19 protein-coding genes and 1 pseudogene are annotated in these 17,667 nt (G+C 72.9%); 10 read left to right on the top strand and 10 right to left on the bottom strand.

Annotated features, from left to right (window positions below):
- The first annotated feature begins 40 nt into the window (after positions 1-40).
- The 6 genes and pseudogenes from AQJ66_RS09880 to AQJ66_RS09905 all read left to right on the top strand — a co-directional run bounded on the left by AQJ66_RS09880 (position 41) and on the right by AQJ66_RS09905 (position 5,045).
- The gene (locus tag AQJ66_RS09880) at positions 41-256 is read left to right on the top strand and encodes a hypothetical protein (RefSeq protein WP_208611322.1); all 216 of its coding nucleotides are present in this window, start codon (positions 41-43) and stop codon (positions 254-256) included.
- A 51-nt stretch (positions 257-307) separates the two neighbouring features.
- Positions 308-526, top strand: a complete 219-nt coding sequence (locus tag AQJ66_RS09885) for a hypothetical protein (protein WP_061919211.1) — start codon at positions 308-310, stop codon at positions 524-526.
- A 117-nt stretch (positions 527-643) separates the two neighbouring features.
- On the top strand, positions 644-2,566 hold the full coding sequence (locus tag AQJ66_RS09890; protein ID WP_061919213.1) for a zinc metalloprotease: 1,923 nt from the start codon (positions 644-646) through the stop codon (positions 2,564-2,566).
- Positions 2,567-2,628: 62 nt separating this feature from the next.
- Positions 2,629-3,309, top strand: a complete 681-nt coding sequence (locus tag AQJ66_RS09895) for a hypothetical protein (protein ID WP_061919215.1) — start codon at positions 2,629-2,631, stop codon at positions 3,307-3,309.
- A gap of 124 nt (positions 3,310-3,433) precedes the next feature.
- A pseudogene (locus AQJ66_RS09900) lies at positions 3,434-4,015 on the top strand (FAD-dependent monooxygenase); the annotation flags it as partial.
- A gap of 169 nt (positions 4,016-4,184) precedes the next feature.
- Positions 4,185-5,045 (top strand): Bax inhibitor-1/YccA family protein, encoded by an 861-nt coding sequence (locus AQJ66_RS09905; protein ID WP_061919217.1) that lies wholly within the window; start codon positions 4,185-4,187, stop codon positions 5,043-5,045.
- A gap of 72 nt (positions 5,046-5,117) precedes the next feature.
- On the opposite strand, the gene AQJ66_RS09910 is transcribed toward AQJ66_RS09905, so the two are convergent.
- Positions 5,118-5,348, bottom strand: coding sequence for a DUF4287 domain-containing protein (locus AQJ66_RS09910; protein WP_061919219.1), 231 nt, complete (start codon positions 5,346-5,348; stop codon positions 5,118-5,120).
- A 99-nt stretch (positions 5,349-5,447) separates the two neighbouring features.
- On the opposite strand from AQJ66_RS09910, the gene AQJ66_RS09915 reads away from it, so the two are divergent.
- Positions 5,448-5,759, top strand: a complete 312-nt coding sequence (locus AQJ66_RS09915) for a hypothetical protein (protein ID WP_061919221.1) — start codon at positions 5,448-5,450, stop codon at positions 5,757-5,759.
- A gap of 12 nt (positions 5,760-5,771) precedes the next feature.
- On the opposite strand, the gene AQJ66_RS09920 is transcribed toward AQJ66_RS09915, so the two are convergent.
- From AQJ66_RS09920 to AQJ66_RS09930, 3 genes are all read right to left on the bottom strand, one after another.
- Positions 5,772-6,554, bottom strand: a complete 783-nt coding sequence (locus AQJ66_RS09920; RefSeq protein ID WP_061919222.1) for a hypothetical protein — start codon at positions 6,552-6,554, stop codon at positions 5,772-5,774.
- 293 nt (positions 6,555-6,847) lie between these two features.
- On the bottom strand, positions 6,848-8,068 hold the full coding sequence (locus AQJ66_RS09925) for an acetyl-CoA C-acetyltransferase (protein ID WP_061919223.1): 1,221 nt from the start codon (positions 8,066-8,068) through the stop codon (positions 6,848-6,850).
- A 153-nt stretch (positions 8,069-8,221) separates the two neighbouring features.
- Entirely contained in the window at positions 8,222-9,244 is a 1,023-nt protein-coding gene (locus AQJ66_RS09930; protein ID WP_208611323.1) for an SGNH/GDSL hydrolase family protein, read from the bottom strand.
- 160 nt (positions 9,245-9,404) lie between these two features.
- On the opposite strand from AQJ66_RS09930, the gene AQJ66_RS09935 reads away from it, so the two are divergent.
- Positions 9,405-10,796, top strand: coding sequence for a cystathionine beta-synthase (locus AQJ66_RS09935; protein WP_061919224.1), 1,392 nt, complete (start codon positions 9,405-9,407; stop codon positions 10,794-10,796).
- A 912-nt stretch (positions 10,797-11,708) separates the two neighbouring features.
- Here AQJ66_RS09935 and AQJ66_RS09940 read toward each other — a convergent pair.
- On the bottom strand, positions 11,709-12,134 hold the full coding sequence (locus AQJ66_RS09940) for a hypothetical protein (RefSeq protein ID WP_061919228.1): 426 nt from the start codon (positions 12,132-12,134) through the stop codon (positions 11,709-11,711).
- A 187-nt stretch (positions 12,135-12,321) separates the two neighbouring features.
- Between AQJ66_RS09940 and AQJ66_RS09945 the strand changes: the two genes are divergently transcribed.
- The gene (locus tag AQJ66_RS09945; RefSeq protein ID WP_061919230.1) at positions 12,322-13,167 is read left to right on the top strand and encodes a MurR/RpiR family transcriptional regulator; all 846 of its coding nucleotides are present in this window, start codon (positions 12,322-12,324) and stop codon (positions 13,165-13,167) included.
- A gap of 92 nt (positions 13,168-13,259) precedes the next feature.
- The gene (locus AQJ66_RS09950) at positions 13,260-13,844 is read left to right on the top strand and encodes a hypothetical protein (RefSeq protein WP_107118904.1); all 585 of its coding nucleotides are present in this window, start codon (positions 13,260-13,262) and stop codon (positions 13,842-13,844) included.
- A 13-nt stretch (positions 13,845-13,857) separates the two neighbouring features.
- On the opposite strand, the gene AQJ66_RS09955 is transcribed toward AQJ66_RS09950, so the two are convergent.
- From AQJ66_RS09955 to AQJ66_RS09975, 5 genes are all read right to left on the bottom strand, one after another.
- The gene (locus AQJ66_RS09955; RefSeq protein ID WP_061919232.1) at positions 13,858-14,232 is read right to left on the bottom strand and encodes a roadblock/LC7 domain-containing protein; all 375 of its coding nucleotides are present in this window, start codon (positions 14,230-14,232) and stop codon (positions 13,858-13,860) included.
- Between the two features lie 20 nt (positions 14,233-14,252).
- Positions 14,253-14,744, bottom strand: coding sequence for a roadblock/LC7 domain-containing protein (locus tag AQJ66_RS09960; RefSeq protein WP_061919234.1), 492 nt, complete (start codon positions 14,742-14,744; stop codon positions 14,253-14,255).
- Between the two features lie 31 nt (positions 14,745-14,775).
- Positions 14,776-15,606, bottom strand: coding sequence for a hypothetical protein (locus AQJ66_RS09965; RefSeq protein WP_061919236.1), 831 nt, complete (start codon positions 15,604-15,606; stop codon positions 14,776-14,778).
- Entirely contained in the window at positions 15,603-15,992 is a 390-nt protein-coding gene (locus tag AQJ66_RS09970; protein ID WP_063804029.1) for a hypothetical protein, read from the bottom strand. Before AQJ66_RS09970 ends, AQJ66_RS09965 begins: the two co-directional genes overlap by 4 nt.
- 179 nt (positions 15,993-16,171) lie before the next feature.
- Complete coding sequence (locus AQJ66_RS09975) at positions 16,172-17,560, bottom strand: type III PLP-dependent enzyme domain-containing protein (RefSeq protein WP_061919240.1); 1,389 nt, start codon at positions 17,558-17,560, stop codon at positions 16,172-16,174.
- Between the last annotated feature and the right edge of the window lie 107 nt (positions 17,561-17,667).

Consider the following 17,667-nt stretch of genomic DNA (forward strand, 5'->3'; position numbering starts at 1 on the left):
GTCCGACCGGAAATGTCTATTTCCCGAGGGGGAATCGATCATGATGGACGCCCACGAGCTCGAGGCCGAGTCCGCCGAACTGCTGCCGGGCCGCGAGGCCCTCGGTCGCCTGAAGTTCAGCTTCGGCAAGACCGTCAACGTCACCAAGCACGTCGCGAACATCTCCGCGCACAACGAGTCCGCCGCCCTGAACAACCACTCCGCGTGGTCCGTGGCCGACTCCGGCGCCGGCCAGAGCATCACGGTCACCCAGTAACGCCCGCGCACCACCCCACCCACCGAAGAACAGAGCGAGAGGAACACCATCATGAGCATGGACATGCGCGAGCTGGACGGCGAAGCCGCGGAGCTGCTGCCGGGCCGTGAGGCCCTCGGCCGGCTGAAGTTCAGCTTCGGCAAGACGGTCAACGTCACCAAGCACGTCGCGAACATCTCCGCCCACAACGAGTCGGCCGCGCTCAACGACCACTCCTCGTGGTCCGACGCCGAGTCGCAGGCCGTGCAGTCGATCACCGTCCAGCAGTAGCGGCGCCACCGCCGCGACGACGGCCCCGGGGGCGGACCGCACCCACACATGCGGCGCGGTCCGCCCCCCGGGGCATGCCGGGGGGACAGCGGTGAGGACGTGGGGGGGAGACCACACATGACGGTGCTGGGAGACGGCACCACCGCGCTCTACGACACCGGCCCGGTACCCGGGCCCGGTGGCAGGCCGGTGACGTACGAGCAGGTGGCGACGGGCACCCTGCCCGTCGTCGGGGCGCCGGCCCGCCCGGTGCCCCGGCTCAGCGCGGGGCTGCAGCTGCACGGCGAGTACCAGGGCTCGGGCTTCACCGAGGCCAAGTACATCGCCCGTCGGGGGGACGGGCAGGTCGTGCAGCTGTCACGGCTGCTGTACCTCGTGGCGTCGTCCGTGGACGGCGTGCGGGACGTCGACACGATCGCCCACCGGGTCAGCGCCCGCTTCGGCCGTGAGGTCAGCGGGGAGAACGTCCGCTACCTGGTCGAGAACAAGCTGGAACCGCTCGGGGTGACGGTGCCCGAGGGCCAGGAGGACGACGAGGTCGACGCCCCGCGCTCCGACCTGCTGCTCGCCCTCAAGGGCCACCGGGTGATCTTCGACGAGCGCCGGACGGCGAAGATCGCGCGGGCGTTCGGCTGGCTGCACCGGCCGGCCGTGGTCGTCGCCGTGCTGCTGTCGGCCGTCGCCATGGACGTCTGGCTGTTCGGCTTCTTCGGGGCGATCGAGCCGGTCCTGGAGGTCCTGGACCAGCCGCTGCTGATCCTCATCGTCTTCGTCCTCACCGTGGCCTCGCTCGTCTTCCACGAGTTCGGCCACGCCTCCGCCTGCCGGTACGGCGGAGCCCGGCCCGGGTGCATCGGGTGCGGGCTCTTCCTCATCTGGCCGTCGATGTACACCGACGTCACCGACGTCTACCGGATCAGCCGCGCCGGCCGGCTCCGCACCGACCTCGGCGGGGTGTACTTCAACGTCGTCTTCATGCTGGCCATGGCCGGGGCCTACTTCGCCACCAAGGCGCAGTTCTTCCTGGCCGCGGTCTACCTCGGGCACTTCGAGATCCTCGAACAGCTGATGCCGGCCGTCCGCCTGGACGGCTACTACATCCTGGGCGACCTCGCCGGGGTGCCGGACCTCTACGGCAAGATCCGCCCGATCCTGCTCTCCCTGGCGCCGGGCGCCCGGGGACGGGCGGCCCGCACCGAGGTCGCCGGGCTGAAGAAGTCGGCGCGCACCATCGTCGCCACCTGGGTGCTGACGATGGTGCCGCTGATCATCGGCGAGATGGGCTACGCCCTGTGGAACCTGCCGCGGATCCTCACCACGATGGTCCGCTCGCTGACCGAGCAACTGCTCGGCACCGGCTCGGCGTTCGTGCACGGTGAGATCCTCGCCGGGCTCGTCGGGGTGATCGGCACGGTCATGCTGCTGTGCCCGATGGCCGGTGTCGTCTACCTGTCGGTGAAGATCGGCGGCCGGCTCTTCCGGGCCGCGAAGCGCGCCACGGCCGGCCGGCCGACGCTGCGCCTCGCCGTGTGCGTGCTCGCCCTCGCCGGACTGGGCGGCCTGAGCTACGCCTGGGTGTCCGGCGTGACCCCGCAGCCGCTGCCGAAGAAGCCGCCGATAGCGCCGATACTGCAACCCGGCGTGCCCACCACGGCGCCTCCCTCCCCGGACGCCTCGCAGCCGGGCGGCGACCGCAGCAGCTCGGCCGGCGACGCCGGCACGGCTTCCGCCTCGCCGTCGGCCCTTCCGGGAGCGGCGTCCCCGGGACCGTCCGGCGCGCCGTCGGCCAGCGCTTCGGGCAGTGCCTCCGCCTCGGCCGCGCAGGCGACCGCCGCGTCGTCGGCGCCCGGCAAGAAGCCGACCAAGAGCACCACGCGGACGCCGGCCTCCTCCGGGGGCTCGGCGGGCGGCCCCGCACCGGCGTCCTCACCGCCGGCGCCCGAACCGTCGCCCACCCCGTCGGAGAGCGTCCCGGCCTCCCCGCCGCCGAGCCCGTCGGAACCGCCGCCCAGCGACTCGGCGGCCCCGGCGTCGTCCTGACGGGCGCGGCGCGGCCCGGCCGCGCATCCCACCTCACGTCATCCGATCCTTCAGGAGACCTCATGAGCAGCCATCGCAAGGCACGCTCCAGCAACCGGATCCTCACCCAGCGCGCCGTGCGCATAGGGCTCTTCGCCGCCTCCGTCGCCGGGGTGGCGGCCGCCGTCCCCGCCCAGGCGGAGGCGGCGACCGGTTCCGCGCACGCCGCGGTCGCCCTCGACCACGTGTTCACGCACGCCGACCGGGCCCACCACACCCAGGCCCGGGACTCCTTCACCGTCCGCCAGTTCGGCACGGTCAACGCCACCGGCGTGCGCAACCAGGCCAACGCGGTGTCGGCCGGCTGCTCCGCCGACGACCACTGCCGCTCGGTGGCGCTGTCCTTCCAGATCGTCACGGTCGCCGGTGAGCACACGCACCTGAACGCGGTGAACCTCAGCGACGCCGCCAACAAGAAGTGCACCGGCTGCCAGACCCTCGCCGGCGCCTACCAGTTCGTCGTCTCCACGCCCACCCCGTTCGGCCTCGACGCGAACACCCGGAGCCAACTGGACGACATCCACCGCCGGCTGGACGCCCTGACCCACTCGTCGCTGCCCGCGGCCGAGCTGCGGACGCGGGTCGACGCACTGGCCGGGGAGGTCACCGGGGTGCTGCGCGACGCCGTGGCCCACGCCCCGAAGGGGGCCGAGCAGCCCGACGTCACCCTGCACCGCCACCTGGACGGCTGGCCGGGCCACTGACCGCGCCCTGACCGTCCGACACCGGCCGGCCGCCGGGTCCGCGAGCGCCTCCCGCGGACCCGGCGGCCGGCCTCATGCCACCTCACCCATGGACACCGCATGCCCGGCGACGCAGACTCGACGCCCGGAAGTTCGTGAAGAAAAGTTCACCTCACGAACACGGGGTCCGCGAGCATCAGGTGCCGGGGAGGGCAGGCCGATGCGCACCACCGACCAGGTGCCCGCCGGCACCCGGGCCGAGGAGTGGACGGACGACGCCCTCTGGGCGGAGCTGGAGCGCCGCGTCGAGACCGGCGACGACTGGCGGCTGGAACGCGGGCCCGTCACACAGAAGTCGGTCACACCCATGCGCTCCTTCGTGCACGAGCCGATGCGCCACGGCCGCCTCTTCCTCGCGGGCGGCGCCGCGCACATCGTGCCGCCCACCGGCGCCAAAGGGCTGAACCTGGCCGTCGGCGACGTCGTCACCTTCGCCCGGGCCCTCGTCCACCAGCGGGAGACCGGGTCCGCGGACCTCCTCGACGCCTACTCCGCGACCTGCCTCGCCCGCGTCTGGCAGGCCGAGCGCTTCTCCTTCGACATGACGACGCTGCTGCACCGCGCCCCGGACGCCACCCCCTTCGACACCCGCCTGGACCGTATCGCCGGCTCCCGCGCCGCCGAGACCGACCTGGCCGAGGCGTACACGGGGTTTCGCCTCGGCTAGGTACCAGGTTCGTCATGGAATGCGATCGTCCATGGCGGGGAATCAGAGGGCCACGTAGCGTGTTGCGCAGCAGGGCGAGGGAAAGATCCTCCTCAAGTAGTACGGTCGATCCTTTGCCAATCCATTACTCTTGAGCCAAGGCTGCGCACGGCAGCCATGGAGGAGTGAAATGAGGAGCAGCAACCCGGTCTTCTCGCGACGGGGGTTCAGCCGCGACAACGGCTACGCCGGCTTCAACACCGCAGCGCAGGCCGGGTACGCACAGGGCAACCCGTACGCGCAGAACCCCTACGCGACCGACCCGTACGCCCAGCAGGCCACGCAGTACGGCGCCCCGCCCCAGGCCCCGGCCACCACCGACCGCATGACGATGGACGACGTCGTCGTCCGCTCGGCCCTCACGCTCGGCACGGTCGCCGTCGGCGCCGTCCTCGCCTGGGCCCTGCTGCCGGTCTCCGCGACCAGCTACGGCCTGGCGTTCGGCGCCGCGATCATCGCGATGGTCCTGGCGCTGGTGCAGAGCTTCAAGCGCACCCCGTCGCCCGCCCTGATCCTCGGGTACGCCGCCTTCGAGGGCGTGTTCCTGGGCGTCATCAGCGAGATGTACAACAGCCAGTGGAACGGCGCCCCGTTCCAGGCGGTCCTCGGCACCATGGCGGTCACCGCCGCGACCCTGCTCGTCTACAAGGCCGGCTGGATCCGCGTCACGGCCCGCTACGCCCGGGTCGGCATGGCCATCGCCATCGCCTTCGTGCTCGTCATGGCGGTCAACCTGCTGCTGGTCGCGTTCGGCGTCGCCGAGAACGGCGGCCTGCGCAGCTTCGGCCCGCTGGGTGCGATCGTCGGCATCATCGCCATCCTGCTCGGCGCCTTCTTCCTGACCCTCGACTTCAAGCAGATCGAGGACGGCATCGCCTACGGCGCCCCGCGCAACGAGTCCTGGCTCGCCGCGTTCGGCCTCACCCTCACCCTGGTGTGGATCTACGTGGAGATGCTGCGCCTGGTGGCGATCTTCAGCAGCAACGACTAGCCGCGAGAAGCGGTAGGCAGCAGTAGCGCGAAAGGGCCCCGGGCTGACGGTAGTCCGGGGCCCTTTCGATGTCTAGAGCAGCTTGCGCGCTGCCCTTCGCAGGTCGTACTCGTGGACGATCGCCTTCGCGTGGCCGTACGCGAGGTCGTACTCGTGCCGGAGCCAGCTGACCTTCTCCTCGAAGCGGAACAGGGCGGGGCCGTCTTCAACGGTGCGCAGCCAGTCGGAGACTTCACGACCGGTGCAGTGCGGGATGCGGGCGAGCAGGTTGCGGTGGGTCTCCTCGGAGAAGAGTTGGGACATCGGCGCCTCCGAACGCAAAGGGGATGTAAGCCGGTCCTTCACGTCACCGTGCCTGAGCGTTCGCGTATTGGCAACAGTGCGGCACGTTACGCTCGGCGCGTGCTTGATACGACGCCCTTGATCCGAGCAGTTGATCACTTCGCGGACCGGCTGCGGGCCGCTCCGCAGAGCCGGCTCCAAAGGGGCGCCGCCGCGGAGGCCCTGGCGCTGGCGAGGGAGATGTCCCGGCGGGCCCAGCTGGTGGAGGAGCCGGCCGCCGAACCGCGACTGATGCCGGACGCGGGCATGTTCGCGGTCGCCGACCAGATCCTGGTGGCCGCGCACGACCTGGCCCTCGTCCTGCGCAGCGAGGACGAGGTCGCCGAGGCGGTCGAGCTGGTCGAGGAGGCGCGCAAGCGGGCGGGAGTCTGAGCGGACGGGCCGTCAGAGGGAGGCGATGACCCGGTCGGCCAGGATGTAGACCGTGTCGTCGCCGCACGCGAACGTCAGGGTGTAGGCACCCGAGACGCCCGAGCCGCCGAGGAGGTAGGGGGACTCGCCCTCACGCAGGGCGGCCGCCAGCCGCTCCGCCGTCTCGCGGTGCCCAGGGGTCATGCACAGGGTCGTGCCGTCGGCGAAGACGTACACGTCCAGGGTGCCGAGCGGCCCGGGACGGACGTCCGCGAGCTCGGTGCGGCCCGCGGCGAGCTGCTCCAGCGCGGTCACGGTCCGCTCGTGGTCGTTGACGCCCCGGGACTGCACCGGGACGAAGTCCGGATGCGACGGGTGACGGCGGCGGGCCGCGGCCAGTTCCGGGGAGTCCCCGGCGAACTCGTCGGACTCGGCCGAGGGCTCGGCGACCGGCTCCAGCGGCTCCAGGCCCGTGAAGTCGGCCTGCCGGGGCAGGAACATGTCGCTGTCGCCGAGGCCCAGCAGCGAGGGGGCGTCGGAGGCGTCCCGGGCCTCCTGCGCGGCCCAGAAGGCGCGGGCCTCGGCAAGCTCCCGCTCCCGCTCCTCGGCGAGCGCCTCGGCCACGGCCGCGCGTATCTCCTCCGCGTGCGCGGTGGTGCGGGCGGCGGGCAGCAGCGCCCCGAGCGCGGCGGCCTGGTTCTCGGCGAGCTGCGCCTGCAGCTCCGCGAGCTGGCGGCGCAGCTTCAGCACGGTGCGCAGGACGGCGACGCCCACGGCGCCGGTGGCGGCCGTGGTGAGCAGGAGGGCGATCGGCATGGCGCTCACTGACGTACTCCCAGGTTCAAAGTCGACCCCCGACTTCCTACATCAGCTTGAAGGGCGGACTAACCAGCTGTCAGTGCGTAACGTCACGAAACGGACAGGACTTTCGTCTCCGTGTTTCCCGGGCGACGGCACCGGCCCGCACTGACCTGCACGAATGCCGCCGACGAGGGAGACAGGTCACATCCTGAGGGAGATTGGATCACAAAACGGCCCAGAACCCGGGTGTTTCCCGGGTTCTGGGCCGTTGCCTGACGTACGGTGCCGCACCGGCTACCGAGGGTGTGTCAGCTGAGGCGCTCGATGACCATCGCCATGCCCTGGCCGCCGCCGACGCACATCGTCTCCAGGCCGAACTGCTTGTCGTGCCACTGCAGCGAGTTGATCAGCGTGCCGGTGATCCGGGCGCCGGTCATGCCGAAGGGGTGGCCGACGGCGATGGCGCCGCCGTTGACGTTCAGCTTGTCGAGGTCGATGCCGAGGTCGCGGTAGGAGGGGATCACCTGGGCGGCGAACGCCTCGTTGATCTCGACCAGGTCGATGTCGCCGATGGTCAGGCCGGCCCGCCGCAGGGCCTGCTTGCTGGCCTCGACCGGGCCGAGGCCCATGATCTCGGGGGAGAGGCCGGAGACACCGGTCGACACGATGCGGGCGAGCGGGGTCAGACCCAGCTCACGGGCCTTGGTGTCGCTCATGATGACCAGCGCGGCGGCGCCGTCGTTGAGCGGGCAGCAGTTGGCGGCGGTGACGAGCCCGTCCGGGCGGAACACCGGCTTCAGGCCCTGGACGCCCTCCAGGGTGACGCCGGGGCGCGGGCCGTCGTCCTTGCTGACGACCGTGCCGTCCGGGAGGGTCACCGGGGTGATCTCGCGCTCCCAGAAACCGTTCTTGATGGCCTGCTCGGCCAGGTTCTGCGAGCGGACGCCGAACTCGTCCATCTCCTGACGGGTGACGCCCTTCCACCGGGCGAGGTTCTCGGCGGTCTGGCCCATCGCGATGTACGCGTCCGGGACCAGGCCGTCCTCACGCGGGTCGTGCCAGGTGGTGCCCTCCTGCTCGGCGACGGCGGCGGTACGCGCCTCGGCCTCGGCGAAGAGCGGGTTGTGCGTGTCGGGCAGGCTGTCGGAGTTGCCCTTGACGAACCGGGAGACCATCTCGACACCGGCCGAGATGAACACGTCGCCCTCGCCGGCCTTGATGGCGTGCAGGGCCATCCGGGAGGTCTGCAGCGAGGAGGAGCAGTAGCGGGTGATCGTGCAGCCCGGCAGGTGGTCCATGCCCATCTGCACGGCGACGATCCGGCCGAGGTTGTTGCCCTGCTCGCCGCCGGGCAGGCCGCAGCCGAGCATCAGGTCGTCGATGTCCTTCGGGTCCAGCTCGGGGACCTTCGCGAGCGCGGCCTGGATGATCGTGGCGGCGATGTCGTCCGGGCGCAGGTCCTTCAGGGAGCCCTTGAAAGCGCGGCCGATGGGGGAGCGGGCGGTCGAGACGATGACGGCTTCGGGCATCACGGCTCCAGTGCGAGGGGTTGTAGGGCCGGTTGGGAAGTTACCGGTACGTATGGTCCAGGTCACCGGTGTCGTGGTGTGACACTGGCCGCAATTTACTAAGCGCTTGCTTTGGACGCCCGCGCGGCCCCCGGCGTGGAACTCCCCGGGCGGTCACACCGACGGACGTGCGGGCTCGGCTTCCGTGACCCGCCGGCGGCGCCTCCGCTTGAGCAGGGCCCACGGGCCGCGCGGCCCCGTCGGCATCGCCGCCGTCACCTCCGTGCCCGCCTCGTCGGCGGCCTCCGCCGCCGCACGGGCCACCGGCAGGAACCCCTCGCGCCGGAACACGTCCGGCCGTTCCTCCTCCGCGGGCCACAGCCCCAGCGCCGCGCAGACCGTCGGCAGCACCGCCATCGCCGCGGTCGCGTACCCCTCCGCCGAAGGGTGGTAGTTGTCCGGCCCGAACAGCTCCCGCGGGTTCGCCTCGAACTCGGGGCCCAGCAGGTCCCCCAGCGACACCGTCCGCCCGCCCTGCTCCACCACCCCGATCGTCTGCGCGGCCGCCAGCTGCCGCGAGGCCCGCCGGGCCAGCCACCGCAGCGGCTGCTGCACCGGCTCGATGGTGCCGAGGTCGGGACACGTGCCGACCACCACCTCCGCACCGGCCGTGCGCAGCCGCCGTACCGCCGCCGCCAGACACCGCACCGACTGCGTCGGCGGCATCCGGTGCGTCACGTCGTTCGCACCGACCATGATCACGCAGATGTCGGGCACCGGGTGCGGGGACGACAGCACCAGCCCCACCTGCCGTTCCAGGTCGTCCGACCGGGCCCCCGGCAGCGCCACGTTGCGCAGCTCGACCGGCCGCTCCGCCACCGCCGCCAGCCCCGACGCCAGCAGCGCGCCCGGGGTCTGCCCCGCGCGGTGCACCCCCTGTCCCGCGGCCGTGGAGTCGCCGAGCATGGTCAGCCGCAGAGGGGGTTCGCCGGGGACGTCATAGGCGTGGCCGTACACGCCGTCGGCCACCGGTACCCGGCCGCCGCTGCTGCCGTTGGCCACATGGCGCCGGGCCAGCTGCATCTCCGCGACCAGCAGCCCGACCGCCGCCGCCCCGACCAGCCCGACCCCGCCACCGCCGTACGCCGCCCCGGCCGCGATGCGCCGGGCCACCCGCGCCCTCGACATGCTCGTCATGCGTCGCCGCCACCTCCTCGTAGCCGTACACCCACTCCTTGCCCCGTACGGCCTGTGCGCCAATCTCGACGGGGAGTGAACGTCCGCCCCGGTTCACCCCGGGGCCTTAGGCTGGCGGCACCACTTGACATCACTTTTTGCACAGCAACCGGAGACAACGGTGCACTTCCACGACTCGATGATCAGCCTCGTCGGCAACACCCCGCTGGTGAGGCTCAACAGCGTGACCAAGGGCATCCAGGCGACCGTCCTGGCCAAGGTCGAGTACTTCAACCCGGGCGGTTCCGTGAAGGACCGCATCGCCCTGCGCATGATCGAGGCCGCCGAGCAGAGCGGAGAGCTGAAGCCGGGCGGCACGATCGTCGAGCCGACCAGCGGGAACACCGGGGTGGGACTCGCCATCGTGGCCCAGCAGAAGGGCTACAAGTGCATCTTCGTCTGCCCCGACAAGGTCAGCACCGACAAGATCAACGTGCTCCGCGCGTACGGCGCCGAGGTCGTCGTCTGCCCGACGGCGGTCGCGCCCGAGCACCCGGACTCGTACTACAACGTCTCCGACCGTCTCGTCCGCGAGACCCCGGGCGCGTGGAAGCCGGACCAGTACTCCAACCCCAACAACCCGCTCTCGCACTATCACTCGACCGGACCCGAACTGTGGGAGCAGACCGAGGGGAAGATCACGCACTTCGTGGCGGGCGTCGGCACCGGCGGCACCATCTCCGGCACCGGCCGCTACCTGAAGGACGTCAGCGACGGCCGGGTCCAGGTCGTCGGCGCCGACCCGGAGGGCTCGGTGTACTCCGGCGGCTCGGGGCGCCCGTACCTCGTCGAGGGCGTCGGTGAGGACTTCTGGCCGACCGCCTACGACCGGTCCGTCGCCGACGAGATCGTCGCCGTCTCCGACAAGGACTCCTTCCAGATGACCCGCCGCCTGGCGAAGGAGGAGGGCCTGCTCGTGGGCGGTTCCTGCGGCATGGCCGTGGTCGCCGCCCTCCGCGTCGCCGAACGGCTCGGCCCGGACGACGTCGTGGTCGTCCTGCTGCCGGACAGCGGGCGCGGGTACCTCAGCAAGATCTTCAACGACGAGTGGATGGCCGACTACGGCTTCCTGGAGGACGAGGGCCCCAGCGCCCGCGTCGCCGACGTGCTCGACGACAAGGCGGGCGGGACCATCCCCTCCCTGGTCCACATGCACCCGGAGGAGACGGTCGGCCAGGCCATCGAGGTGCTGCGCGAGTACGGCGTCTCGCAGATGCCGGTCGTCAAGCCGGGCGCCGGTCACCCGGACGTGATGGCCGCCGAGGTCGTCGGATCGGTCGTGGAGCGGGAGTTGCTCGACGCGCTCTTCAGCCAGCGGGCCTCGCTGGAGGACCCGCTGGAGAAGCACATGTCCGCCCCGCTGCCCCAGGTCGGTTCCGGCGAGCCGGTCGCCGACCTGATGTCGGTACTGGGGTCGGCGGACGCGGCGATCGTCCTGGTCGAGGGCAAGCCCACCGGCGTGGTCAGCCGCCAGGACCTGCTGGCGTTCCTGGCCAAGGGCGGCAGGCAGTAGCGGGTCCCCGGCGGCGAACCCCTCGGTGAACTGACGGTCGCGTTAATCCGGATCGGGCGATGGTCACCTCTCGGGCTTGCGGCACCATGGGGTCGATGCGGTTAGGTGGTTGTGCGATCTGGGACGCCAGGTAGGGCGTCAGCGTGCGGGGCCCCCGCTCCACCGGTGTGATGGTTCGGGGCCTCCCCGTCGCCTCTGGCCCTGCCCATATGGCCAGGTCGTGAGGGAACCGGCCTCCCGGGATCGGACCACGGACAGGATTCGTGTTGCTGCCCCGGGGCTGAGTACGCCGGGGACCAGTGCGCCCAAGACCGTTCGGGGCGCGAGGCTGAGGGGACTCGCTCCTTTTCAGTCCGCAGGAACGGTTCGCGGAAGTGGTACGAGCGTGTCACGTGCGCGCAGCACCCGCTTAACACGGGTCCGGCAGATTGGTGGGTGTCGGCAGGGCGGGAGCGGCTCCCCGCCCGGGCCGGCGCCGTACGGCGCCAAGGACCTCCGGAGCGGCTCCCGGACCTCCATGGGCGCCACGGACGCGCACGACCGGCCTGACACCGGCCCGCGTCCCTCGCGGGGACCGCCGTCGTCCCGCCCCCCGGCAACGGGGGTGCGGCGGTCCCCGCGCAAACCGGCTTCCCGGCCTCCCGGTCCCCGCCCGACCGGCTCGCGCCGGCTCCGCCGGTCCGGTCCGTCGGACCGGTTTCCGTCGGCTCCCGCCCGGCCCGCGGGCGATGGGCCGTGCCGGCGGTCCCGATCCCGCCTGGCGGACCGGTCGCGGCGCCTCTCTCAGCCCCGCCGGCGCCCTGGGTTCCCCGCTCCCAGCAGCACCGCGCAGACGAAGCGCCACGCCGGCTCTGCCGACCCTGTCCGAGCATCCGGTCTCCGTTGCCTCGCGCCCAGCCGGCAGGCCGGTGTTCAGTCCCGGTCGTCGGAGCGGTCGCGTCTGCCGGTGATCAGTTCCGGGTTGACGCGTACGGCCTGGGCCGCGTTGACGCCGACGATGCCGGCCCAGACGACCGCGAGGCCGGGCATGCCCGCGAGGGCGCCGCTGATCGCGGACAGCGGGATCGCCAGGACCAGGGTGACGAGGGCGAAGCCGAAGCGTTCCGCCCAGGTGTCGGCCGTCTTCGGGCGCCGGGTGCCGCGTGCGTCGGTCATCCGCTGCTCGGCCAGGTGCCGTCGCACCCGCCGGTCCACCGTGTCGTCGATCCGCTGCTCGATCTTCTCCAGGAAGGAGTCGACGAGCGCGGAGTCGTACTCCTCGCCCAGTTCCCGGCGTGCCCGCACGGTGGCGTCCAGATCCTTGCCGAAGTCGGCGTCCCGCGAGTCCAGTGCGCTCATGAGGTCCACCGTAGGGAGGCGGCGGGGCGCCCGCACTGGGGACAACCCCCCTCTCGGCCCTGCGGCTGCCCCCGCCCCGGCTGTATAACGGTATGCAGAGACGCACTGTCTGAATAGGTGGGCGGTGTGGGTGTAGGCCTCGGCGCTGTACTCTCCCGGGGCGGCGAGGACATCTGGAGGGGGAGTCATGACCGTGACCGACAGCCCTGCGACCCGGTTGCAGGCGCTCTTCGAGGGCCACCGGCTCACGCCGACCCAGCGCCGCATCGCGCACAGCATGGTGCGGCGGGCCGCCGACGTGCCGTTCCTGTCCAGCGTGGAACTGGCCGAGCTGGCCGGGGTCAGCCAGCCGTCCGTGACCCGGTTCGCGGTCGCCCTGGGCTTCGACGGCTACCCCGCCCTGCGCCGCCACCTGCGCGAGGTCGTCCCCGCCGAGCCGGCCGCCGCCGAGGCCGGCTCGTACAACGAGTACCAGCAGGCCGTCGAGGCCGAGATCGAGAACCTGCGGCACCTGGCGGAGCTGCTCGCCGACCCCCGGCCGGTGCGGAAGGCCGGCCGGATCCTCGCCGCCTCCCGCCCGCTGCCGGTGCTCGGGCTGCGCGCGGCCGCGTCCCAGGCGTACGGCTTCGCCTACTTCGCCGCCAAGGTCCACCCGGACGTCCGGCTGCTCGACGAGGGCGGCACGATGATCCACGACCGCATCGACGCGGCCGTCCGCGCCGGCGCCACCGCGCTGCTGTGCTTCGCGCTGCCCCGGCATCCGCGCGAGGTCGTCGACACGCTCGGCTACGCGCAGGAGGCCGGCCTGACCGTCGTCACGGTCGCCGACTCCGCCTTCGCGCCCGTCGCCGCCCACTCCGACCTGCTGCTGCCGGCGGCGGTCGGCACCGGGCTCGCCTTCGACACCGCGTGCGCGCCGATGCTGCTCGGTCGGGTGCTGCTGGAGGCGATCTGCGACGATCTGCCGCAGGCGCAGGCCCGGTTGGAGGAGTTCGACGCGAAGGCGGCGGCCCGCGGCCTGTTCGTGGAGTGATCTGGCGCGCTCTCAGATTCGTCTCAGGTTCCGCCGCTACCGTGCTGACGAGACTCAAGACGCTTGGTGGACTCGTGACACGGGAGGCTGACGTGGCGCGCGGAGGACTGGGGCTGGCCCGGGTGGCCGTCGTCGTACGGGCGGGAGCCGCACCGCTGTGGTGGCTGGGGGTGTTCGCGGCGGGGATCGGTGTCCTCGTCCCGGGGGTGACCGGGCGGCCGGTCGGGCTGCTGGCGGGGGCGTTCCTGTTCCTCGCCGCCGCGGCCGTGGTCGCGCTGGTACGGCGCGGCCGGTACGCGGAACTCGTCAGCGGCGCCGCGCGCGCGGGCAAGTACGACGTCCTGCAGGACCGGGCGGTGACGGTGCGCAACTGGCGCCGCGGGCACCGCTGGTGGCTGCTGCTGGCCTTCGCCGCCGCCTGCGGCAGCGCCTTCGCGGTGCCGGCGGCCGGGGGCCTGCTGCTCGCGGGGGCCGGCGTCGGGCTGCGGCTGAAGGCCGCCTGGATCGGGCGGCGCGAGCGCGCCGCGGACTCGCTGCTGTGGGTGCGGGTCGACTGGCTCGACGGGCGCGGCGGCAGCCCGGCCGGCAAGGCCGTGAAGGGCCTGCGCGGGACGGGCATCGCGGCCGGCGACGCGGCCCCCGGAGGGGCCCGCCGCCGTACCGCCGCTCTCGTCTAGGCCTCGGGTCCGGTCAGACCTCGAGGTCCTCCTCGATCTTCTTCAGCTGGTGCCGGGCCATCGCCAGGTTGGCCCGGCTCGCGTCCAGCACCAGGTAGAGGAAGAGGCCGTTGCCGCCGCGGCTCTTGAGCAGCCGGATCAGGTGGTACTGGTCCGACAGCGTGATCAGGATGTCCTCGATGCCGCCCTTGAGACCGAGCATCTCCATCGTGCGCATCTTGGCGCGGATCACGTCGGTGTTGCCGGCGGCGGCCACGTTCAGGTCGAAGCTCTTGCTGCCGCCCATCGTGCCCAGGGCCATGCCGCTGGTGTAGTCGACGAGCGCGACGCCGGTGGCACCCTCGATGGAGGTCAGCGCTTCTTTCAGTGCCGTCTCGGTGTTGGCCATGGTGGTTCCTTTCGCAATGCTCAACTGTCGGTTGCGGTGCGCGCTTCGGTGGCCGTGGTGCGGGCCGCGCGCGTCGTGCGGGTTCGTACGGGGGTGGTGCGGGTGGCCGGTCGTACGGTCCGGGCGGCGGCCTCGGCGGCGTCCAGCAGCTCGCCGATGCGGGCCCCGGCGCGGCGGCCCTCCAGGTGCAGCCGGCCGACGTTGACCCGGTCCTGGGTGAGCAGCGTCAGCACGGCGGTGCGGCCGGCCGCGTAGGTGGCGACGTAGCCGTGCTCGCCGCGCACCAGGAGTTCGCGGAAGCCGCCGTTGCCGGTGGCGTCGGCGACCCGGACGGCCACACCGAGCGCGGCCGCGGTGAGCGCCGCCAGCCCCTCCGGGTCGACCCCTGGGGTGTCGTGGGCGACGACGAGTCCGTCGACGCCGGCCGCCAGGGCGCCGGTGAGCTGCGGCACCCGGGTGCGCAGCCGGCGCAGCTCGTCCAGGACGGTCTGCAGGTCCTGTTCGGCCACCATCAGGTCATTCCTCTCGGTGGGGCGGTGCCGTTCAAAGCGCCTCCAGCGCATCCCTGAGCCTCTTCAGCAGCGCGATGTCGGGGTCGGTGACCGTGAGCGGGAGTGTCGGGGGTGCCGGGCGCGGTGGTGGGGCGGGGACCGTGGGCACCGGCCGCACGAGTCCGGCCGCCGCGAGGCGGCGGACGTCCACCAGTGTGTGGAAGGCCTGCCGGCCCAGGTCGCGGGCGATCTGCGCGGCCGTGCGGACGCCGTCCACCCGGTCCAGGACCGCCCGTCTGCGCGCCGTGACCGGCGCCGTGGTGCCCGGATCGGCCCTGATCAGGGGGGAGGTGTCGGTCGCCGGGTCCGGCCAGGTGCGGTGCAGCAGGAGCCGGCGGCGCAGCGTCTCGCGTTCCAGCGCCACGACCGGGACGGAGGGCAGGGCGCCGGAGCGCGGTGGCGGGCCGTAGCGGAACCGGCCCGGGACGCTGCTGGGCGCCAGCGCGAAGTACCCGGCGTCGTAGAGCGCGTCCAGGTGGCACAGCTCCAGCGCGCCCGAGGGGAGCAGCCCGGCCTCCAGCAGCAGGCGGGCCGCCTCCGCCGGACCGTCGGCCTGCGCGGTCGCCTGCTGCCAGGCGGCCGAGGCGAGCGTGCCGTGGGCCGTGAGGAGCACGTCGAGACCCGGGGCGTGGGGGCTCTCGGCGTGCACCACCCGGCCCTCGGTGAGGTGCAGGGTGCCGTGCTCGCGGACCAGGACGCCGGTGGCCCGCTCCTCGGCGAGCCGGCCGAGCATCGGTGACAGCGCGCCCGCGCCCGCGCCGCGGTCGCGGGCGGCCGCCCGGTCCCGCACGGGCAGGGGCGGAGGTGTCCCGACCATCGTCATCCCAGCACCAGCCGCGCGGCCATCTCGCCGAGCCGGATGCGGGCGAGCGCGAGGTTGCCCTCCTCGCGGCCCAGCCACAGGTGCAGGAAGACGCTGCTGTCGAAGGACGTGTCCACGAACCGCAGCAGGTGGTAGCTGTCGCGGTTGCTGACGATCACGTCCTCGACCGGGGGCTGCCCGTCCGCGCCGGTGCCGGCCGTGAAGGCGCCGTGCTCGGCGGCCAGCCGGGCCAGTTCGGCGGCCTCCGCCGCGGTGGTCTCGTGGTCACCGCCGGGTGCCTCCCCGACGGTGCCGAGGGCCAGTCCGCTCGTCCAGTCCACCAGCGCGGCTCCCCGGGCTCCGGGCAGACGCATCGCTTCGAGTAGGCACTCGTCTATTCCGGGCACCGTGGCTCCCCTCCTGCCTGGGACTCCGGTTGAGTGACCACGACACTACGCAACGTATGTGCGGGCGGTGAGGCCTTTGGCATTTTCCGGTGGAACGTGCGCCGGGCGTACTAGGGTGTGTCAACTGAGGACTGTCCCGCGGCAGTTGATCCATTTGTTCGAGAGCAGGCGGGGGTGCGTCAACGGCTCCCGGGGGCGCGCAGGGTGGTGAGCGAAGACGCGTGCGCCGCGCCGGATTCGGCCACCAGTTCCGCCGTCGTCTGCGCTGCGCGCACGGTCGCGAAGGCCACGCCCGCCGGCCCGTCCGGCGTGAAGCCGTGGACGGCGGGCCGGGCGAGGGAGTTGTAGGCGTAGTGGTGGGCGAAGCAGTACGCGCCCGTGTCCAGCGCCGCCGCGTAGTCGCCCTGCTCCAGCAGGGGCAGCGCGCGGGCCTCGGCGAGGAGGTCGCCCGAGAAGCAGGCCGGGCCCGCCACGTCCTGCACCACCTCCGGGCCGGTCTTGCGCCGCCCCCGGCCGTCGTAGGCGGCGATCCGCAGCGGCCAGGCCCCCGGCGCGTACACCGTCCGCGTGGCCACCTGCACCCCCGCGTGCGTCACCGCGATCCGCCGCCCGCCGGCGCTCTTGGTGTACTCCACCCGCGCCACCACCGTGCCGTGCCTGGCCAGCAGCGACCGCCCGAACTCCGTCACCAGCCCGTACCGCCCGTCGAACAGCCCCGGCACCTCACCGGCCAGCAGTCGCGCGTAGGCCGCGTACGTCGGCGCCGTCGTCTCCGCGGTGAAGTCGACCGGGAGCCCGCCGCCGATGTCGAGCGTGTCGACCTGCGGCCGCCCCACGTGCGCGTTGATCTCCTCCGCGAGCGCGTACGCCTCCGCCACGCCCCGCGCCATCAGCGGCAGCGGGACGCCCTGCGACCCGGTGTGCGCGTGCAGCCGGGTCAGCCACGGCCGGTCCGCGTACGCCCGGACGACCCACGACCGGGCCCCGTCGTCGCGCAGCGCCACCCCGAACTTGGAGGTCCGCGTCGCCGTCGAGGTCGCCCCGATGCTGCCGCCGCCGACCTGCGGGTTGACCCGGAGGCCGAGGGCCGAGCGGGTGGGCGCCGAGGCGACGAGCGCGTCGAGCCGCCGCAGCTCCTGCGGGTTGTCCGCGTTCACGGCGATGCCCGAGGCCAGCGCCTCGCGCAGTTCGGCGGTGGTCTTGGCGGGCGAGTCCAGCACCGTCCGCTCCGGCGGCAGCCCCGCCGCGCGGGCCAGCGCCAGCTCGCCGGGGCTCGCGGCCTCCGCGCCGATGCCCTCCTCGTGCAGCAGCCGCAGCACCGGCACGAGCGGGGTCGCCTTCACCGCGAAGGCGTGCAGCACCGGCGTCCCCGGCGCCGTGACCGCATCGAAGGCCGCGCGCAGGGCCGCGGCCGACTCCCGGATGCCGGTGACGTCCAGCAGTCCCACAAGGGCCGCGTCCGGCCCCAGCAGCCCCTGCTCCACCGCGGCGCGCACCGCCGCGTCCCGCCGGGCGGCCCGCTCCCGGGCCTCCTTGCCGGTGTCCTCCTTGCCGGTGTCCTGCTCCACGGCTCCTCCTCCGGTGCCCGCCCGGTCCGCTCTGTCCGCCTTCGGGTACTTCCAGCCAAACACCGGCGGCGCGCGGACGCGTCCGGCCCGACGTATTGACTAGTTCT

Source organism: Streptomyces bungoensis, from assembly GCF_001514215.1.
Lineage (GTDB): Bacteria > Actinomycetota > Actinomycetes > Streptomycetales > Streptomycetaceae > Streptomyces > Streptomyces bungoensis.

What these genes read in the sequence shown, in the direction of transcription:
- AQJ66_RS09880 (WP_208611322.1), top strand. Translation starts at nt 41, where the DNA reads ATGATGGACGCCCACGAGCTCGAGGCCGAGTCCGCCGAACTGCTGCCG.
- AQJ66_RS09925 (WP_061919223.1), bottom strand. Translation starts at nt 8,068, where the DNA reads ATGCCCGAAGCCGTCATCGTCTCGACCGCCCGCTCCCCCATCGGCCGC.
- AQJ66_RS09930 (WP_208611323.1), bottom strand. Translation starts at nt 9,244, where the DNA reads ATGACGAGCATGTCGAGGGCGCGGGTGGCCCGGCGCATCGCGGCCGGG.
- AQJ66_RS09890 (WP_061919213.1), top strand. Translation starts at nt 644, where the DNA reads ATGACGGTGCTGGGAGACGGCACCACCGCGCTCTACGACACCGGCCCG.
- AQJ66_RS09920 (WP_061919222.1), bottom strand. Translation starts at nt 6,554, where the DNA reads ATGCCGATCGCCCTCCTGCTCACCACGGCCGCCACCGGCGCCGTGGGC.
- AQJ66_RS09905 (WP_061919217.1), top strand. Translation starts at nt 4,185, where the DNA reads ATGAGGAGCAGCAACCCGGTCTTCTCGCGACGGGGGTTCAGCCGCGAC.
- AQJ66_RS09955 (WP_061919232.1), bottom strand. Translation starts at nt 14,232, where the DNA reads ATGGCCAACACCGAGACGGCACTGAAAGAAGCGCTGACCTCCATCGAG.
- AQJ66_RS09895 (WP_061919215.1), top strand. Translation starts at nt 2,629, where the DNA reads ATGAGCAGCCATCGCAAGGCACGCTCCAGCAACCGGATCCTCACCCAG.
- AQJ66_RS09965 (WP_061919236.1), bottom strand. Translation starts at nt 15,606, where the DNA reads ATGACGATGGTCGGGACACCTCCGCCCCTGCCCGTGCGGGACCGGGCG.
- AQJ66_RS09945 (WP_061919230.1), top strand. Translation starts at nt 12,322, where the DNA reads ATGACCGTGACCGACAGCCCTGCGACCCGGTTGCAGGCGCTCTTCGAG.
- AQJ66_RS09940 (WP_061919228.1), bottom strand. Translation starts at nt 12,134, where the DNA reads ATGAGCGCACTGGACTCGCGGGACGCCGACTTCGGCAAGGATCTGGAC.
- AQJ66_RS09910 (WP_061919219.1), bottom strand. Translation starts at nt 5,348, where the DNA reads ATGTCCCAACTCTTCTCCGAGGAGACCCACCGCAACCTGCTCGCCCGC.
- AQJ66_RS09960 (WP_061919234.1), bottom strand. Translation starts at nt 14,744, where the DNA reads ATGGTGGCCGAACAGGACCTGCAGACCGTCCTGGACGAGCTGCGCCGG.
- AQJ66_RS09885 (WP_061919211.1), top strand. Translation starts at nt 308, where the DNA reads ATGAGCATGGACATGCGCGAGCTGGACGGCGAAGCCGCGGAGCTGCTG.